Origin of the sequence: Ornithinimicrobium cerasi, assembly GCF_003702705.1 — a bacterium.
Taxonomy (GTDB): Bacteria; Actinomycetota; Actinomycetes; order Actinomycetales; family Dermatophilaceae; genus Ornithinicoccus; species Ornithinicoccus cerasi.
In genome coordinates this window covers 168,301-186,644 of sequence record NZ_QZMN01000006.1, presented here as the reverse complement: position 1 = coordinate 186,644, position 18,344 = coordinate 168,301, and the positions used below count along the sequence as shown (strand labels likewise).

The following is an 18,344-nucleotide window of genomic DNA, read 5'->3' as shown; positions in this document are numbered from 1 at the left end:
CTGTCCCCATGACCGATCGAACCGCCCCCGGCCGCCCGGACGTCGCCGTCGTCGGCGCCGGTGCCGTCGGCGCCACCATCGCCTACACCGCCCTCGTCCGCGGCAGCGCGCGCCGCGTCGTCCTGCACGACATCGACAGCGCCAAGCTCGAGGCCGAGGTGCTCGACATCAGCCACGGGCTCTCCTTCACCCCCATGGGGTCGATCGAGGGCAGCGACGACGTCGAGGTATGCCGTGACGCGCGCGTCGTCGTCGTCACCGCCGGGGCCAAGCAGAAGCCCGGCCAGAGCCGGATGGAGCTCGCCGAGAGCACCGTGGCGCTGACCCGCAGCATCATGCCCCGGCTCCTCGAGGTGGCGCCGGACGCGACATACCTCATGGTCACCAACCCGGTGGACGTCGTGACCACGGCCGCGCTGCGGCTGACCGGGCTGCCGCCCCAGCAGCTCTTCGGCTCCGGGACGGTGCTCGACTCCTCCCGCCTGCGGCACGCGATCGCCAGCCGCATCGGGGTCGCGGTGCAGAACGTCCACGCCTACATCGTCGGCGAGCACGGCGACACCGAGTTCCCGCTGTGGAGCTCGGCCAGCGTCGGCGGTGTGCCGATCCGCGACTGGTCGCGCATGCACGGCGGCGCCCTCGACGAGCAGGCGCTCGCGGACATCGCCGACGAGGTCGTGCACGCGGCCTACCGGATCATCGCCGGCAAGGGGGCCACCAACTACGCCGTGGCCCTCGCCTGCTGCCAGATCGTCGAGTCCGTCCTCCGGGACGAGCGGCGCGTCCTGCCCGTGTCGACGCTCCTCGAGGGCGAGCACGGCGTCGAGGGGGTCTGCCTGTCGGTGCCCACCGTGGTGGGGGCGGGGGGTGCGCTCGAGCGGCTCTCCGTGCCGATGTCGGACGCCGAGCTGGAGCAGCTGCGGCTCAGCGCCGCCTCGATCCGGGCGACCGTGGAGCAGGTCGGCGTCTGAGGCCGAGGCCCCGCACCCCCCGCCACCCCCCGCCCACCCCCCCGGCCACCCCCCGGCCCCCGCCACCCCCCTCACCCCCCGCCCCCCACAAACTCACAGGACCGAAGCGTTCCTCAGGGGGGATGCATCCCGCCGCCAGTGGAGGTTTGCGCCTGTGAGTTGTGGTGGACATCCCGCAGACTGGCCCGATGACGCGATCACGGCCCCGGGACTGGTTGATCGGTGCGCTGGCCCTGGCGCTGGTGCAGGTAGGGGTCCTGGCGGTGGTGTGGTGGACGATGACCGTGCCGGCGGGGTCGGACGGCCCTTCCGCCGGGGAGCCGGGGTCCGGGCGGCCCCCCGGCTCGGTCACCACGCCCGGTTCTGTCACGACGCCCGGTTCTGTCACGACGCCCGGCGCGGTCACGACGCGCGGCTCGGCGACCCCGCCGGCCGACCTCACGCCGGAGGAGGTCTGGATCGCCGACCTGGGGCTGGACGCCGGCACCCTCGTGCTGCCCGACTCCACGCTGACCGACGTGCGGGCTACCGGTCAGGGGGTGCGGTCAGGACCGGACGGGCTCGTGGCCGACCGCCTGGAGGTGCAGGCCACGGTGCCGTTCGACGACATCGCGGCCGAGCTGGGCGGGGACTCCGAGGTACGGGCGGCCGCGGACGGTCAGGCGCTGGTCGTGCGGACGGTGGAGGTCCTGGGGCGGGACCTGACCGTCGCGGCGACCGGCACGGTGGAGGTCGAGGACGGCCTCCTGGTCGTCGAGCCGCAGTCCATCGACCTGGGGGGTCCCGGCGTCCTGTCGCGCGCCACGGCCTCGGTGGTGCGTCGGTTCGTCACCATCGAGCACGCCATCGAGGGTCTGCCCGAGGGTCTGGTGCTGCTGGAGGTCGACGTCCGGGACGACGGGTTCCGCGCCGACCTCGAGGGTGATGACGTGATCCTGGTCGAGGGGAGTACCTCCTAGCGCGGTACTGGTTGCGCACCTGGCCGCCGCACGGTGCCACGAATGCATGGGTTGTGCACGTGGCGAGCGCAGGTCCGGGCGCACAACCCGTGCATTCGTGCCGTGCCTGTGGCCGGTGGCTCGCGGACCGGCCCTCAGGTGGCGAGGGTGCCGCCGAAGATCTGCCAGGCGAGGGCCGACTTCGCGACCAGGCTGAGGGTGATGTAGAGCCGCTCGCCGAGGAGGTAGTCGCGGAAGCGGCCGACCGGGCGGTACTGCAGCCACTGCACCAGCGCGAAGACGTTGAAGAAGAGGAACAGCGAGACGATGATGCCGTAGACGAAGCCCGGCGGCTCCGCGCCGCTCGTCGAGCCCGGGGCGATCGTGTACAGAACGATCCCCACCCACGGCACGGCGCCCGCGAGGCAGCCGAACACGAACGGCAGCCACCCGCCGTCACCGGGCTGGTGGTACTTCTCCTGCAGCCACCCGAAGAGGATCATCGAGGCGTTGACGCCGAACAGGCCCAGCAGGGCCACCACGTCGGAGATGCCGACCAGCTGGGCGATGATGACGATCATCAGCGAGCTGGACAGGGAGTACTCCACCCAGCGGAAGTAGTTGTGCCCCTGGGCCAGCCCCCGTCGGTACCGGTCGAAGAACGGCGGCGACGCGACGACGACGTGGAACAGCGCGGACAGCGCGAGGAACGTGGCGATGGCCAACGGGATCGGGACGTCCCAGAGGGTCACCGCCTCCCCGGGCGGGCTGCCGGGCGGGCCCGCGAGGTAGCTCGCGGTCATCGGCAGGGTGAAGTCGGTCGCCAGCACGACGACGGCCACCGCCTGCGCCGCGTGCACCACCGCCGCGACGACGTTGTAGCGCCGCAGCCCGGCATACCGGCTCTCGTCGGCCCTGGTGGTCGACGTCGTCGACCCTGTCCCGGTGCTGCCCATGGTGCTGTCCGTCCCTCGCCCTGCGTGTCCCCTCAGCCTAGTCCGCGTCCACCTGCACGGCCGCGCCGCTGAACTGCGCGTCGTGCAGCCGGCGGTAGGCCCCGTCGCGTGCCACCAGCTCGGCGTGCGTGCCCTGCTCGACGATGCGACCCTCCTCCATCACCAGGATGAGGTCGGCGTCCCGGATCGTCGAGAGCCGGTGGGCGATGACGAAGGAGGTCCGGTCGGCGCGCAGCCGCGCCATCGCCTCCTGGACCAGCAGCTCGGTCCGGGTGTCCACCGACGACGTCGCCTCGTCGAGGATCAGCAGCGAGGGCTGCGCCACGAACGCCCGCGCGATCGTGATGAGCTGCTTCTCCCCGGCCGACACCGTCGACCCCTCGTCGTCGAGGACCGAGTCGTAGCCGTCGGGCAGGTGGTGCACGAAGCGGTCGACGTAGGCCGCCTCCGCCGCGGCCCGCACGTCCGCCGCCGTCGCGCCCGGCCGCCCGTAGGCGATGTTGTCCGCGATCGACCCCTCGAACAGCCAGGTGTCCTGCAGCACCATCCCGACCCGGGAGCGCAGGTCCTCGCGCGTCATGGTCGTGACGTCCCGGCCGTCGAGCGTGATCCGCCCGCCGTCCAGCTCGTAGAACCGCAGGATGAGGTTGACCAGCGTCGTCTTCCCGGCGCCCGTCGGACCGACGATCGCCACGGTCTGCCCCGGCTCGGCCACCAGCGAGAGACCCTCGATCAGCGGCTCCGCGCCGTAGGAGAAGGTGACGTCCTCGAACTCGATCCGGCCCGCCCCGCTCGCACCCAGCGGCTCCGCGTCGACCGGGTCGGGCCGCTGCTGCTCGGCGTCGAGCAGCACGAACGCGCGCTCGGCGGACGCGACGCCCGACTGCAGCAGGTTCGCCATCGAGGCGACCTGGGTCACCGGCTGGGTGAACTGCCGGGAGTACTGGATGAACGCCTGCACGCTGCCCAGGGACAGCGTCCCCGTCGCCACCCGCAGCCCGCCGACGACCGCCACGAGGACGTAGCCGAGGTTGCCGATGAGGAACATCGCCGGCATGATCACGCCGCTCATGAACTGCGCCCGCCAGGTGACGTCGTAGAGCTTCTCGTTGATCTCCCGCATCCGCGCCGACGCCTGCCCCCGCTGGCCGAAGACCGTCACCAGCTCGTGCCCGGTGAACGCCTCCTCGATCTGCCCGTTGAGCGTCCCGGTGTGCGCCCACTGGGCCTTGAACAGCTTCTGCGAGCGCGAGGCGATGAGGATCGTCACCAGCACCGAGACCGGGATGGTGGCCAGCGCGATGAGCGTGAGCACCGGGCTGATCCACAGCATCATCGCCAGGATCGCGACCACCGTGACGAGGGAGTTCAGCAGCTGCCCGAACGTCTGCTGCAGCGTCTGCTGCAGGTTGTCCAGGTCGTTGGTCACCCGCGAGAGCGTCTCGCCGCGCGGCTGCCCGTCGAAGTAGGCCAGCGGCAGCCGGTGCAGCTGGTCCTCCGCCTCGGCGCGCAGGTCGCGCACGGTCCACATCGACACCCGGTTCACCAGCCGCACGGACACCCAGAAGAGGAGGGCGGAGGCGGCATACAGGCCGATCACCTGGAGGATGGTCATCCCCACCGCGCCGAGGTCGATGCCCTGTCCGGGCACGAGGTAGGGGGTGCCCGCCACCATGTCCGCGAACGTGTCCTGGCCCTGCGCCCGCAGCCCGGCGACGACCTCCTCGACGCTCGCGCCCGCCGGGAAGCGCGCACCGAGGAAGCCCGCGAAGATGTGGTCGGTGGCCCGCCCGAGCACGCGCGGGCCCAGGGTGGACAGGATCACGGCCGCGACCGTGAGCGCCATCGAGGTGGCGACGATCATCCGGTATGGCGCCAGTCGCCTCAGCAGTCGCGTCGCCGACCCCCGGAAGTCGGAGGGCTTCTCCACGGGCTGACCGAAGCCGTGCGGCCCGCCGCCCCGGGGCCCGCGCGGCACGGCCGGTCGCTCGGCGGCCCTCGGCTCCTCCTCCCGGGTGCTCACGCCGTCACCTCCACGTACTCCTGGGAGCTGGCGATCTCGGCATACTCCGGACAGCTGCGCAGCAGCTCCGCGTGGGTGCCGGTGCCGACCACCCGGCCCTCGTCGAGAACGACGATCTGGTCGGCGTCGACGATCGTCGAGATGCGCTGGGCGACGACGATCACCGTCGCCTCTCGCGTCACCGGCCGCAGCGCGGACCGCAACCGGGCGTCGGTGGCGAGGTCGAGCGCCGAGAAGGAGTCGTCGAAGAGGTAGATCCGGGGCCGGGCGACCAGGGCGCGGGCGATGCACAGCCGCTGCCGCTGACCGCCGGAGACGTTGGTGCCGCCCTGGGCGACCGGGTGGTCCAGGCCCTCGGGGAAGCCGCGGACGAAGTCGTCGGCCTGGGCGACCCGCAGCGCCTCCCACAGCTCGTCGTCGCCGGCGTCGGGGCGGCCCAGGCGCAGGTTGGTGGCGACGGTGCCGGAGAAGAGGTAGGGGCGCTGCGGCACGATGCCGACCCGCGACCACAGGTCCTGCGGCGCGAGGTCGCGCACGTCGGTCCCGTCGACGAGCACCGCCCCGTCGGTCACGTCCGCCAGCCGCGGCAGGAGGCGCAGCAGGGTCGTCTTGCCGGACCCGGTGCCGCCGACGATCGCCGTCGTCGCGCCCGGCACCGCCGTGAAGCTGACGTCGCGCAGCACCGGCGTCTCCGCCCCCGGGTAGGTGAACGCCGCGCCGCGCAGCTCCACCCGCCCCCGCGCCACCCCGGCGTCCGTCGGGGTGGCGGGCGGGCCGACGCTGGACTCCGTGCCGAGCACCGCCTGGATCCGCTCGGCCGAGACGGAGGCCCGCGGGATCATCGTCGCCACCATCGTGGCCATCATGATCGCCATCAGGATCTGGATGAGGTAGCTGATGTAGGCGGTGAGCGACCCGACCTCCATCTGCCCCGCCTCGACCCGCTGCGCGCCGAACCAGATGACGCCCACGCTGGAGAGGTTCATCACGAGCATGACCATCGGGAAGAGCAGGGCCATGAGGTCGCCGACCTTGAGCCCGATGCCGGTCAGCTCGGTGTTGGTCTCGCGGAAGCGCTGCGTCTCCTCGCGCTCGCGGGTGAAGGCGCGGACGACGCGGACACCGGTGATCTGCTCGCGCAGGACCCGGTTGACCGCGTCGAGCTGGGTCTGCTGGGCCCGGAACAGCGGCACCATCCGCCGGATGACCAGCCCCATCCCGAGCAGCAGCGCGACCACGGCCACCGCGATGAGCGGCCACAGCCCGACGTCCTCGCGGACCGCCATGATGACGCCGCCGACGCCGGTGATGGGGGCGGCGACGAGCATGATCAGCGCCATGAAGGTCAGCTGCTGCACCTGCTGCACGTCGTTGGTGCTGCGGGTGATGAGCGTCGGCGCCCCGAACTGCCCCATCTCGCGGGCGGAGAAGGTCAGCACCCGGTCGAAGACGGCGGCGCGGACGTCGCGGCCCAGGCCCATCGCGGTGCGCGCGGCGGCCCAGGTGGCGACGATCTGGGCCACGGCCTGCAGCGCGCTGACGGCGAGCATGACCGCCCCGAGCCGCCAGATCAGCGCCGTGTCACCCTTGGCCACCCCGTCGTCGATGATGTCGGCGTTGAGGCTGGGCAGGTAGAGGCTGGCGACCGCGGCGACCAGCTGGAGCACCAGCACGACGACGACCAGGCCGAGGTAGGGCCGGAGGTGCCGGCGCAGCAGTCGGGTGAGCACCTGCCGATCGTGCCACCCTCACCTGGGGCGCGCGTCCAGTTTTCGCCGACGAGGACGTCAGGACGTCAGCACGTAGGGCACGTGCGTCCGCGCGGAGAGGCGCTCCAGCACCCGATCCATCCGCAGCCGGTGCTGCGTCGGGCCGGTGAGCAGCACGTGGGCCTCCTCGAGGAGGAGGACCGCGTTGGCCGCGGCCGCCTGCTCGAAGAGCTCCCCCAGCGAGCGCTCGGTCTCCTCGGCCCGTCGCGAGACGAGGGGCGCGAGGTTCGCGCGGCGCACGAAGGCCAGCCGGGGCCGCGCCAGCGACGTGGCCTCCGCGAGGCCGCGCTGCCGCGGAAGGACGGTGGGCGGGCGGCTGGCGGTCGTCTCGAGCACGAGCGTCCGCTCCTCCAGGACGCCCGGCTCCCCGACGGCCAGCGCCACCTCCATCACGAGGCGGCCGGCGGCCCGGTCGGCCTCGGTCCCGGTCCGCCCGTCGCAGCGCACCCGGTAGGCCTCCTGCGGCGTCGCCCCCACCAGCTCACCCCTGCGCCACAGGTCGTGCAGCACCTCGCCCGCCCGGCGGCACGCCCGGTCCTCCACCCCGGGGTCCGGCCGGCGCTCCCCCACGAACGCCAGCTCCCGCTCCAACGTCTCCAGCACCCGGTCCGTGTCAGTCATGCGCTCAGTCAACCGTGAACCGGTCGATAGTGGGGGTATGCCGTCCCGCTCACCTCTTCTCGCCGCCCCGGGGACCCCCTCGGCCGTCGAGCTCGCCCGCCTCCTGCGCACCCGGGAGCTCTCCGCCCGCGAGGCCCTCGAGCAGCACCTCGACCGGATCGGCGAGGTCGACCCCGAGATCAACGCCGTCGTCACCCTCGCCGAGGACCGGGCCCGGGAGGGTGCCGCGGCGGCGGACGAGCGGGCGGTGCGCGCCTCCCGGGCGGGGGAACCGCTCCCGCTGCTGCACGGCATACCGATGACCCACAAGGACACCCACGCCACCCGGGGCATCCGCACCACGATGGGCAGCCCGCTGCTGCGCGACCACGTCCCCACGCACGACGAGATCGTCGTGGGGCGGCTGCGCGCGGCGGGCGTGGTGAGCACCGGCAAGAACAACGTGCCCGAGTTCGCCGCCGGCAGCCACACCGTCAACGAGGTCTTCGGCGCCACCCGCAACCCGCACGACCCCCGCCTCAGCGCCGGCGGCTCGACCGGCGGCGGGGCGGCGGCCCTGGCGGCCGGGATCCAGAGCCTGGCGGACGGCTCCGACATGGGCGGCAGCCTGCGCAACCCCGCCTCCTTCTGCGGGGTCGTCGGCCTGCGCCCGAGCGCCGGCGTGGTCCCGTCCGGCCCGAACCAGAACCCCCGCGCCTGGCTGGCCGTCGCCGGCCCGATGGCCCGCACCGTCGACGACGTGATCCTCATGCTGGCCGCCACGGCGGGCCCCGACCCGCGCGTGCCGCTGCCCTGCCCCGCCGACGCGGCCGCCTTCTCCTCCCTCCTCGCCGAGCGGGTCGCCGATGACCTGCGGGGGCTGCGGGTGGGGACGAGCACCGACCTCGGCCTCGACCTGCCCCTCGAGCCCGGGATCGCCGCAGCGGTCGACCGTGCCGCCGGCCGGCTCGTCGCGCTGGGCGCGCAGGTGGAGGAGTCCTGCCCGGACCTGTCCGGGGCCGACCGCGTCTTCGACGTGCAGCGCGCCCTGGACATGGCTCTCGCGCTCGGGCCCACCATCCAGGGTCACCGGGACGACGGCACCGTCAAGGCCGACGTCGTGTGGAACGTCGACCGCGGGCTGGCCCTCACCGGTGCCGACGTCGTCGCCGCCACGCTTGCCCGGGGCCGGCTCGACGCTGCGGTCCGCGGGTGGTTCGCCGACCACGACCTGCTCCTCCTGCCGACCTCCCAGGTGCTCCCGTTCCCGGTCTGGCAGCGCTGGCCCACCGAGGTCGCGGGCCGCTCGATGGGCTCCTACGTGGAGTGGATGCGCTCCTGCTCGGTCGTCTCCGCGACCGGGTGCCCCTCGGTCTCCCTGCCCGCCGGGTATGCCGTCGCGCCCGGGGGCGGAGAGGTCCCGGTGGGGGTGCAGCTCGTGGCGGCACCCGGACGCGACGTCAACCTGCTGCGTGTCGCGAGAATTCTCGATCGTTATCGTCCTGTGATCTGACTTCGCGCGAAGAACGCCTAGGGTCGAGAAGGCCGTGGGCCGTCCGGTCCACGCTGCGGGCATCAAGGGAGATCATCGCGTGAAATCTGTACGACAGGGGACCATGTCCCGGCGCGCTCTCGCGGGCGTCGCCGCGGTCTCGATGACAGGGGCCCTGCTGGTCCCCGTCGTCGCCACCGCGGACGACGGTCGCATCGAGGGCTCACCAGCCCCGGAGAGCAAGATCCAGAACGGCGTCCTGACGGACGTGGAGACGGCTCCGGGGGCGTACTTCGTCCAGCTGAGCGCTCCGGCCGTGGCCGACGGCGGGTCGCTGACCGCCGTCCGCGCCGAGCGCAACGCGTTCCTCGCCGACGCCGCCGAGGCGGGCGTCGACGTGGAGGTGCGGCGTGAGTTCGGCACCCTGTGGAACGGCGTGTCGGTCGCGGCCGACAAGGCCGACCTGGCCGCGCTCGCCGCCTCCGACACCGTCGAGGCGATCTTCCCGATCGGGCTCGTCGAGGTGCCGGAGCGCCCCGAGGACGCCAACCCCGAGCTCTACACCGCGATCCAGATGACCGGTGCCGACATCGTCCAGAGCGAGCTCGGCTACACCGGTGCGGGCGTGCGGGTCGGCATCATCGACACCGGCATCGACCTGGACCACCCGGACCTCGGCGGCACCGGCAGCCCGGGCACGACGGCCTTCCCGTCGGCCCGCGTCACCAGGGGCTACGACTTCGTCGGCGACTCCTACAACTCCGACCCGAGCGACCCGGCATACCAGCCCAAGCCCCTGCCCGACGCCAACCCGGACGACTGCAACGGGCACGGCACGCACGTGGCCGGCATCGTCGGTGCCAGCGGCGAGGTCACCGGGGTCGCCCCGGGCGTCACGTTCGGCGGCTACCGCGTCTTCGGCTGCGAGGGCTCGACCGAGTCCGACATCATGCTGCACGCGATGGAGCGCTCGCTGGCCGACGGCATGGACGTCGTCAACCTCTCCATCGGCTCGGCCTTCACCGCCTGGAAGGAGTACCCGACCTCCCGCGCGACCGACGCGCTCGCCCGCGAGGGTGTCGTGGTGGTCGCCTCCATCGGCAACTCCGGCGCCAGCGGTCTCCAGTCCGCCGGTGCCCCCGGTGCCGGTGAGGACACCATCGGCGTCGGCTCGGTCGACAACGTGTCGGTCCTGTCCTCCTCCTTCCTCGACGAGGCCGGGACCCCGGTGCCCTACAACACCGTCGCCGGCTCGCCGGCCCCGCCGGTCTCGGGCACCGCGACCGTCGTCGCGCTCGACCTGGCCGGGACCACCGCGGCCCAGGGCTGCACCCCCTACACCGCGGAGCAGCAGGCCCTGGTGGCCGGCAACTGGGTCCTCGTGCAGCGCGGCACCTGCGCGTTCCACGACAAGGCCGTCAACGCGCAGGCCGCCGGTGCGGCCGGGGTGCTCCTCTACAACAACACCGCGGGCTTCATCGGCGCGACAGTCGCCGGTGCCACGCCGATCACCATCCCGGTGGTCGAGGTCCTGATCCAGGACGGCACCCGGCTGGCAGCCGACGCGGTCGCGGACGGCAGCACGACCATCACCTGGACGGACGAGCTGACCAACGCGCCCAACCCCAGCGGTGGCCTGATGAGCGACTTCAGCTCCTTCGGGGCGACGGCCGACCTCCGGGTCAAGCCGGACGTCTCCGCACCGGGCGGGTCGATCTACTCGACCTACCCGCTGGAGATCCGTCCCTACGCCACCCTGTCCGGTACCTCGATGGCTGCCCCGCACGTCGCGGGCGCCGCGGCGCTCATGCTCGAGGCCGACCCGAGCCTGTCGGTCCAGGACGTCCGCGTCCGCCTGCAGAACTCGGCCGTCCAGCTGCCGCTGTCGGTCTCGCCGGCGGCCGGCATGGAGGTCGTGCACCGTCAGGGCGCCGGCATGATCCAGATCGACCGGTCCATCCTGGCCGACCTGACCATCGAGCCGGGCATGCTCCAGCTCGGTCAGCAGCGCTCGGGCACCACCTCGACGCACGAGGTCACGCTGACCAACTCCTCCGACGAGGCGATGACCTACGCCGTCTCCACCGAGTCGGCGCTGGGCACCTACGGCACGCCGAACGACTGGTACTACTGGTACGCGGACGCCGTCGTCGAGGCGCCCACCTCGGTCGAGGTCCCGGCCGGCGGCAGCACCACCGTCACGGTGTCCATCACCTCCCCGGGTCCCGACCCGGACGACGGGCGTGAGCCGTTCTTCGGCGGCTACGTGTGGTTCACCGGTGCGGACGAGTCGGAGTACGCCCTCGCCTACGGCGGCGCCTCCTACGACCTGCAGGACGTCGAGGTCCTCGCGGACCAGGTCGACGTCGACGGCAACGTCACCCGCGAGCTGCCCGCGCTGCTGGAGCTGACCACCTGTGGCCGGTTCCTCGGCAACGACTGCGTCGACCCGGCCGGCTCGTGGACCTACGTCGGGGAGGGCAACGTCTACACCATGGACGCCGGCGACGTCCCCAGCGTGGCGATCCACTTCGAGACGCAGGCCCGGTCCATGGTCTGGGAGGTCTTCGCGGCCACCGCCGACGGCACCAAGGGCGAGTCCCTCGGGGTCGTCCGGGCCGAGGACTACCTGGCCCGCAACGCCAGCCGCAACGGGATCAGCGTCTACACCTGGGACGGCATGGTCGAGCAGTGGAACGGTGCCCGCGTGCGGGTGCCCAGCGGCTCGTACATCCTCGAGATCGACGTGACCAAGGCCAGCGCCTGGAACGACGACCGCACCCCGGGCGTCGAGACCTGGACCAGCCCGTCCTTCGACGTGGCCTGGTCGGGCTCCGGTCTGGTCGACCGTCCGACGATCAACCGCGCGATCGGTCAGGACCGGTACGCCACGGCGTCCGAGCTGGCCGTGGAGAACTTCCCGGAGGGTGTGGAGACCGTCTACATCGCCTCCGGGGCGGCCTTCCCCGACGCGCTGTCCGGTGGCGCGATGGCCGGTGCCGACGGCGCCCCCATCCTGCTCACCCACCCCAACGGTGTCCCGGCACCCACCCGGATGGCGCTGCAGATGCTCAAGCCCCAGCGCATCGTCATCCTGGGCGGCACCACCGCGGTGAGCTCGACCATCGAGACGATGCTCGAGGGGTATGCCGGCACCGTGGACCGCATCCAGGGTGCTGACCGCTACCAGACCTCGGCAGCCGTCGCCGCCGAGTACCCCGCGGGCCTGAACGTGGTCTTCCTCGCCAACGGCCTGGACTACCCGGACGCGGTGTCGGCCTCGGCCGTCGCCGGCATGGAGGGCGCCCCGGTGCTGCTCACCCGGCCGGGTGGCCTGCCCGGTGCGGTCGCGCAGCAGCTCGACCGGCTGAACCCCGACCTCGTGGTCGTGGTCGGTGGCGAGCTGGCGATCTCGAGGGCCACGATGGACGCGGTCCGGCCCTACGCCGGCGACGTCGTCCGGGTCGCGGGCAACGACCGCTACGGCACCTCGGCGGCGATCGCGGCGGAGTTCTACGACGCCCCGGTCGACCACGCGCTGCTGGCCACCGGCGTCAACTTCCCCGACGCCCTGGCCGCCGGCCCGGTCGCGGCGAAGTACAACAGCCCGGTGCTCCTCAGCCGTCCGCAGGGTGTCCCCGGCCCGGTGCTCAACCAGATCACCCAGCTGCGCATCCAGGAGATCACCATCGTGGGTGGCTACGGCGCGCTGTCGCTGGCCGTCCAGGAGTCGATGGAGGGCATCGTCTACCCGTGACCGGGTAGCAGGGAACCTCCTCGCACGACCCGCGCCGCCCGCACACCACCCGGTGTGCGGGCGGCGCGGCCGTTCACCCGCCGTCGTTCACGCCCCGTCGTTCACGCGCTGTCGGTCACTCGTCGTCGATGCGGATGGTGCCGATGCCGGAGCGCACGTCGACGACGTACGACGAGCCGCTGTCCTGACGGACGTCGGTGATCACCTCGGGAAGGTCGGCGTCGGTGCGCACCGCGTAGGCGTAGTCCGGCGGCAGCGTCACGTCGATGTCACCGACGCTGCTCTCGACCTGCAGCAGGTCCGGCGGCTCGGTGAGCAGGGCCGTCACCGTGCCGACCGAGGACCGCAGGTCCGCCGTGCCGGGCGACCCCGTCAGCCGGACGTCACCGACCGCGCTCGTCACCGTGACGTCGCCGCTCACCCCGTCCAGCTCCACGTCGCCCGTCGAGGAGTCCACGGTGACCGCGACCTCCTCCCCGGCCGGCACCACGACCGACCAGTCGCCCGCGCAGCGCACCGCCGGCCCGACAGGGCAGTCCAGGGCAAGGCGGGTGACGCCGTCGACGGTCGACATCCGCAGCTCCGGCTCGCGGAAGGACCAGGTCTTCTCCAGCACGATGACCGGGTCCAGCCCGGTCCCCTCGCGGACCAGCACCTGACCGACGTGGCCCTCGATCTGCAGCTCCGTCGTCCCCGCCGGCCAGGCCCTCTCGACCTCCGCGCTGCGCCGCACCATCTCCGGCGCCGTGGACATCACCCCGCCCAGCACGAGCAGCCCGGTGACGCCGACGCCGACGGCACGGAGCACGCCATACCCCCCTCGACGGGGCGGGACGGGCGGTGCCGGGCGGCCGGGCATCGTGTCCTGCGGCGGCGCGACGGTGCTCATCGCAGCTCACCCCCGTGCTCCATCCACTGCAGCACGGCGAGCACCCGCCGGTGGTCGTCACCCGTCGGCGCCAGGTCCAGCTTGAGGAAGATCGAGGAGACGTTCTTCTCCACGGCCCCCTCGCCGATGTACAGCTCGCGGCTGATCGCGCTGTTGCTGCGCCCCTGCGCCATCAGCCGCAGCACGTCGTGCTCGCGCGGGGTGAGCCGGGCGAGCGGGTCGGCGTTGCGCGCCCGCGACATCAGCTGCGAGACGACCTCGGGGTCGAGCGCGGTCCCGCCGCCGGCCACCGTGCGCAGCGCGTCGATGAACTCGCCGGTGTCGGCCACCCGGTCCTTGAGCAGGTAGCCCACCCCGCGCGCCCGCCCGGCCAGCAGCTCGGTGGCGTAGCGCTCCTCGACGTACTGGCTGAGCACCAGCACCGCGACGTCGGGCAGCTCCGAGCGCACGACGAGCGCCGCCTGGATCCCCTCGGAGGTGAAGGTCGGGGGCATCCGCACGTCGACCACGACGAGGTCGGGCCGGTGCTCGCGCACGCTGGCCAGGAACGTCTCCGCGTCGGGGCAGGCGTCGACGACCTCGAGGTCGGCCGCCTGCAGCAGCCGCACCAGGCCCTCGCGCAGCAGGACCGAGTCCTCGGCGAGGATCACCCGCAACGGCGCCTCCCCCTCCCGTGCTCCTGGGGTATGCCGCGTGCTGGCGCTCATGAGGTGCTCCGGGTCCGCAGGGGAAGGGTGATCGCGACGGTGGTCCCGCCGCCGACCGGGGAGTGCACGTGGACGTCGCCGTCGACGGAGGCGACCCGCTGGCGCAGCCCGGTGAGGCCGGTGCCGGCGCCGACGACGGCCCCGCCCCGGCCGTCGTCGACGACGCGGACCGCCAGCTGGTCGCCGGCGAGGGTGCGGGCCAGCCCGAGGTCGACGGTGACCCTGCTCGCGCCGGCGTGCTTGGCGACGTTGGTCAGCGCCTCGGAGATGCAGAAGTAGGCGATCGCCTCGACCGTGGGCTCGAGCCGCTGCTGCAGCCGGCTGGTCACCTCGACCGGCACGGGGCTGCGGGCGGCGAGGGCGGAGACGGCGGCGTCCAGCCCGCGGTCGGCCAGGATCGGCGGCACGATGCCCCGGGCGACCTGCCGCATCTCCACGATCGCCTCCTTGCTCGCCGAGTGCGCCTCGTCGAGCAGCGCGCGGGCGCCCTCGGGGTCGCTGTCGAGCTGGGTGCGCGCCAGGCCGAGGGTCATCGCGATCGAGACGAGCCGCTGCTGCGGGCCGTCGTGCAGGTCGCGCTCGATGCGCCGGCGCTCGGCCTCCACCGAGTCGACCGCCTCGGTGCGGGTGGTGGTCAGCGTCTCGACCCGCTCGCTCATCACGCGCAGCTCGGCCTGCGGGTCGGAGCCGACGAGCCAGCGGGCCAGCGCGATGTCGACGTTGGCGGCGCCCCGGGCCAGGAAGGGGAGGGCGAGGAGCAGCACGAGCCCGATGAGGGAGACGAGGAGGTGGCCCAGGGTGCCGCTGGGGCGGGCGAACCACAGGATCTGCAGGCCGTCCTCGGCCCAGCGCCCGAGGAGGGGCGCGGCGAGCAGGAGCAGCGAGAGGGTGAGCAGGAAGAGCACGACCGCGCTCGCGAGCACCCCCCACAGGCCCTGGAGCGCGGCCCAGCCGATGGCCCGCAGGCGGGGCTGGTCGAGGCCCAGGACCCGGCGCCACTGGGGGGCGGCGCTCGGCACCGGCGTCCCGATGTCGACGCCGGTGAAGGCCAGGAGCAGGTGTCGCTGCCCCCGGCCGAGCGCCCACGCCCCCCACAGCGCCGGGGTGAGGATCAGGACGCCGGTCCCCGCAGCCGTGAGCGAGAAGAAGCCGCCGATCGCCAGGCCCATCAGCACCAGGCCGGCGATCGAGACGAAGAGGTCGAGCCCGCGCAGCGCGACGGCCCACCAGTTCGCGGTCCATGCCGAGACCAGGCTGCGCCGCCGGTGCGGTGCGGTGGTGGGCGGCAGCGTGGACGTGGACGGTCCCGGCAGGGGCGGGGGGCCCGAGCCGGGACCGAGGTCGCGAGGACCGTCCATGAGCGCGGCAAAGGTGGTCATGTCACCCCACGGTAGTGATGCCGAGGCACCCGGCACAGGGTGCGGTCACCCGACCCGCGGTGGGGATAACCCCCGCGTGGGACGCCGTCCGTCGACCCCCTAGCGTGGGACCCATGATCGTCAACGATGACACCTCGGTCGACACCGCCCACGAGCTCGGACACGGGCCCCGGACCGTCATCTGCCTGCACGGCTGGTTCGGGTCGTCCTCCGGCTGGGGGCAGGGGTTCGTGGACGCGCTCGACCCCGAGCGGTTCCGCTACGCGTTCCTCGACTACCGCGGGTATGGCGAGCGCCGCGGCTCGGGCGGGCCCTACACCATCGACCAGATCGCCGCGGACGTGCTCGAGCTGGCGGACGACCTCGGCGTCGAGCGCTTCTCGCTGATCGGCCACTCGATGGGCGGCTCGGCGGTCCAGCGCGTCCTGGCGCTGGCCCCCGACCGGGTCGAGGCGCTGGTCGGCATCGCCCCCACCCCGGCGGCCGGGTCACCGTTCGACGACGAGGGCCGCCAGCTCTTCGAGTCGGCGGCGGCCGACGACGCCTCCCGTGAGGCGATCATCGACATCACGACCGGCAAGCGGCTGTCGGCGCGCTGGATCGACGAGGTCGTCCGGCACAGTCGTGCGCGCAGCGACCAGGAGGCGTTCGAGGCGTACTTCTTCGCCTGGGCCGACACCGACCACTCGGCCGAGGTGCCGGTCGGCGCCGTCCCGGCCCTGGCCGTGGTCGGTGAGCACGACCCGGCCGTCACCGAGGAGGGCGTGCGCGCCACCTGGTGCGCGCTCTTCCCGGACAGCGAGCTGGAGGTCCTCGCCAACGCGGGTCACTACCCGATGTTCGAGACGCCCATCAGGCTGGCGACCCGCGTCGAGGAGTTCCTCGCCTCGGTGCCGCTGCGCTGACCCGGGCGCTCGTCGCCGGGACGGACCGCCCGGCCGACCGGTCGCCTCCGACGCGGCGCGCCGCGCTCCTCTTGACACCCTGAGCGGGGCGGGGGAACGTCAGCCTCATGGGGCTGCGCAGGGGCTTTGTCGTCGTCGTCGCCGCGGTCGCCGCGGCGCTGTCCACCGCGGCCGTGCCGCCGCCGACGGCGACCGTGGCCGCCTCGGTGAGCGCTGCGTCGTCGGCGACGCCGGTCACGGCGGACCGGGTGGCCTCCGCGACGCTCGTGCAGGCCACGATCTCCGGACCGCCGTGGTCCCGGCTGGCCGGCTCCGACCGCTACGGGTCCGCCGTCGCCATCTCGCGGCACCGCTACGCCGACCCGGCCGCCGCCCGGGTCGTCTACCTGACCCGCGGCGACACCTTCGCCGACGCGCTCGCGGCCGGGACGCTGACCGACGGTCCGGTGCTGCTGACCCGCCCGTCGTGCGGGGCGCTGCCCACGGTGGTGCGCACCGAGATCGAGCGGCTCGACCCGGACGCCGTGGTGGCCCTCGGCGGCACGCTGGCCGTGTGCGACGCGGTCCTCGCCGACGCCGCGGCCGGTCGGCCGACGCAGCGCATCGGTGGCGCCACCCGCCAGGACACGGCCGCCCTCATCGCGGCCCGGGCCTTCCCCGGCGGCGCCGGGACGGCATACCTGACCAGCGGGGCGATCACGCCCGACGCCGTGGTCGGCGGCATGCTGCGGGACGGTCCGATCCTCCTCACTTCCTCCAACGGGTCGTCGGTCCCGCAGGTGACGATCGACGCCGTCGCCGCGACCGGGGCCACCCGGGTCATCGCGCTGGGCGGCTCGGTGGCGGTGCCCGATGCGGTGCTGGCGCAGGCCGCCGCGGGCCGGACGACGTCGCGGCTGGCCGGCGCCGACCGCTACGCGACGGCGGCGGCGATCGCCCGCCACGCCTACCCGAGCCGGTCGACCCGGGTCTACCTGGCCCGCGGGGACGGGCTCAACTTCGTCGACGCGGTGGCGTCCGGGATGCTCACCGACGGTCCTGTGGTGCTGACGAGCGGCCCGTGCGACCGGGTCCGCACCGCGACCGCGGGGTTCCTGCGGCAGCGCTACCCGGGGCAGCTCGTCGCGCTCGGCGGCACCGTGGCGCTGTGCGACTCGACGGTGCGCGGTGCGTCCCTGGCGGCCCGCCAGGCGGTCAACTGCGCGGTGACGAAGTGCGTGGCGCTGACCTACGACGACGGGCCGTCCACCCCCACACCGACCCTGCTCAACACCCTGGCCCAGCAGCGGGTGCCGGCGACCTTCTTCCTCGTCGGCGCGCAGGTCGACGTCTACCCGGCGCACGCGCGGCGCACCTACGTCGAGGGCCACGAGGTGGCCAACCACACGTGGAACCATCCCGACCTGCGCACGCTGACGCTCTCGGCCCAGCAGACGCAGACGGTGCGCACCGACAACGAGCTCAACCAGCACGGGATCCCGGACACGCAGCTGCTCCGCCCGCCCTACGGCGCCTACGACGCCAACACCCGCCGGCTGGGCTTCCCGCTCATCCTCTGGGACGTCGACCCGCGTGACTGGGACGGGCCGCCGAGCCCCGCCACGACCCGCGCCCGGGTGGTCGGGGCGACGACCAACGGCTCGATCGTGCTCATGCACGACATCCACAACAACACCGTCCTCGCGGCGCCCGGCATCATCGCCGACCTCAAGGCGCAGGGCTACACGTTCGTGACGGTCTCCGAGCTCGTCCCGGGGATGAACGACGGCGATCTCGTCTACCGGCGCGGGCGGGTCACCCCGGCGGGGACCGCGGCCAGCCCCTCGGACGTCGTCGTCACCGAGGACGGCACGGTGCTGGGTCCGGTGCTCGACGAGGCCGGTATCCCCGACCTCGCACCGATGCTGAGCCGGGAGGCGCTCCTGCCTGACGGACGGTGAGCGCTGCGGCACACTGAC

13 protein-coding genes are annotated in these 18,344 nt (G+C 73.4%); 6 read left to right on the top strand and 7 right to left on the bottom strand.

Annotated features, from left to right (window positions below; translation table 11 throughout):
* Window positions 1-8: 8 nt before the first annotated feature.
* Window positions 9-971 carry an L-lactate dehydrogenase gene (locus D4B81_RS08890; RefSeq protein ID WP_122262072.1) on the top strand — a complete coding sequence of 321 codons (963 nt, stop codon included), beginning with the start codon at window positions 9-11 and terminating at the stop codon, window positions 969-971.
* A 188-nt stretch (window positions 972-1,159) separates the two neighbouring features.
* A complete protein-coding gene (locus D4B81_RS08885; protein ID WP_122262071.1) occupies window positions 1,160-1,930 on the top strand; it encodes an LmeA family phospholipid-binding protein in 771 nt (256 codons plus the stop codon).
* Between the two features lie 134 nt (window positions 1,931-2,064).
* On the opposite strand, the gene heR is transcribed toward D4B81_RS08885, so the two are convergent.
* Genes heR through D4B81_RS08865 form a run of 4 tightly spaced genes read right to left on the bottom strand, consistent with a single transcriptional unit; the run spans window position 2,065 to window position 7,278 of the window.
* Window positions 2,065-2,865 (bottom strand): heliorhodopsin HeR, encoded by an 801-nt coding sequence (gene heR / locus D4B81_RS08880; RefSeq protein WP_161965075.1) that lies wholly within the window; start codon window positions 2,863-2,865, stop codon window positions 2,065-2,067.
* A gap of 37 nt (window positions 2,866-2,902) precedes the next feature.
* Window positions 2,903-4,888 (bottom strand): ABC transporter ATP-binding protein, encoded by a 1,986-nt coding sequence (locus D4B81_RS08875; protein WP_122262070.1) that lies wholly within the window; start codon window positions 4,886-4,888, stop codon window positions 2,903-2,905.
* Entirely contained in the window at window positions 4,885-6,618 is a 1,734-nt protein-coding gene (locus D4B81_RS08870) for an ABC transporter ATP-binding protein (RefSeq protein ID WP_122262069.1), read from the bottom strand. The genes D4B81_RS08875 and D4B81_RS08870 overlap by 4 nt, the downstream gene beginning before the upstream one ends.
* A gap of 57 nt (window positions 6,619-6,675) precedes the next feature.
* On the bottom strand, window positions 6,676-7,278 hold the full coding sequence (locus tag D4B81_RS08865; protein ID WP_122262068.1) for a hypothetical protein: 603 nt from the start codon (window positions 7,276-7,278) through the stop codon (window positions 6,676-6,678).
* 37 nt (window positions 7,279-7,315) lie between these two features.
* Here D4B81_RS08865 and D4B81_RS08860 point away from each other — a divergent pair, with 37 nt between their 5' ends.
* A complete protein-coding gene (locus D4B81_RS08860; RefSeq protein ID WP_122262067.1) occupies window positions 7,316-8,770 on the top strand; it encodes an amidase in 1,455 nt (484 codons plus the stop codon).
* 103 nt (window positions 8,771-8,873) lie between these two features.
* Window positions 8,874-12,506: a cell wall-binding repeat-containing protein gene (locus D4B81_RS08855; protein ID WP_122262066.1), complete on the top strand. Its 3,633-nt coding sequence runs from the start codon at window positions 8,874-8,876 to the stop codon at window positions 12,504-12,506.
* Between the two features lie 115 nt (window positions 12,507-12,621).
* On the opposite strand, the gene D4B81_RS08850 is transcribed toward D4B81_RS08855, so the two are convergent.
* From D4B81_RS08850 to D4B81_RS08840, 3 genes are read right to left on the bottom strand one after another with little or no spacing between them, the layout of a single operon-like run.
* On the bottom strand, window positions 12,622-13,395 hold the full coding sequence (locus D4B81_RS08850) for a DUF4097 family beta strand repeat-containing protein (RefSeq protein WP_122262065.1): 774 nt from the start codon (window positions 13,393-13,395) through the stop codon (window positions 12,622-12,624).
* The gene (locus D4B81_RS08845) at window positions 13,392-14,102 is read right to left on the bottom strand and encodes a response regulator transcription factor (protein WP_122262064.1); all 711 of its coding nucleotides are present in this window, start codon (window positions 14,100-14,102) and stop codon (window positions 13,392-13,394) included. Before D4B81_RS08845 ends, D4B81_RS08850 begins: the two co-directional genes overlap by 4 nt.
* Complete coding sequence (locus tag D4B81_RS08840; protein WP_122262063.1) at window positions 14,099-15,481, bottom strand: histidine kinase; 1,383 nt, start codon at window positions 15,479-15,481, stop codon at window positions 14,099-14,101. The genes D4B81_RS08845 and D4B81_RS08840 overlap by 4 nt, the downstream gene beginning before the upstream one ends.
* A gap of 113 nt (window positions 15,482-15,594) precedes the next feature.
* On the opposite strand from D4B81_RS08840, the gene D4B81_RS08835 reads away from it, so the two are divergent.
* Window positions 15,595-16,386: an alpha/beta fold hydrolase gene (locus D4B81_RS08835; RefSeq protein WP_122262062.1), complete on the top strand. Its 792-nt coding sequence runs from the start codon at window positions 15,595-15,597 to the stop codon at window positions 16,384-16,386.
* 107 nt (window positions 16,387-16,493) lie between these two features.
* Entirely contained in the window at window positions 16,494-18,326 is a 1,833-nt protein-coding gene (locus tag D4B81_RS08830; protein WP_122262061.1) for a cell wall-binding repeat-containing protein, read from the top strand.
* The last annotated feature ends 18 nt before the right edge of the window (window positions 18,327-18,344 follow it).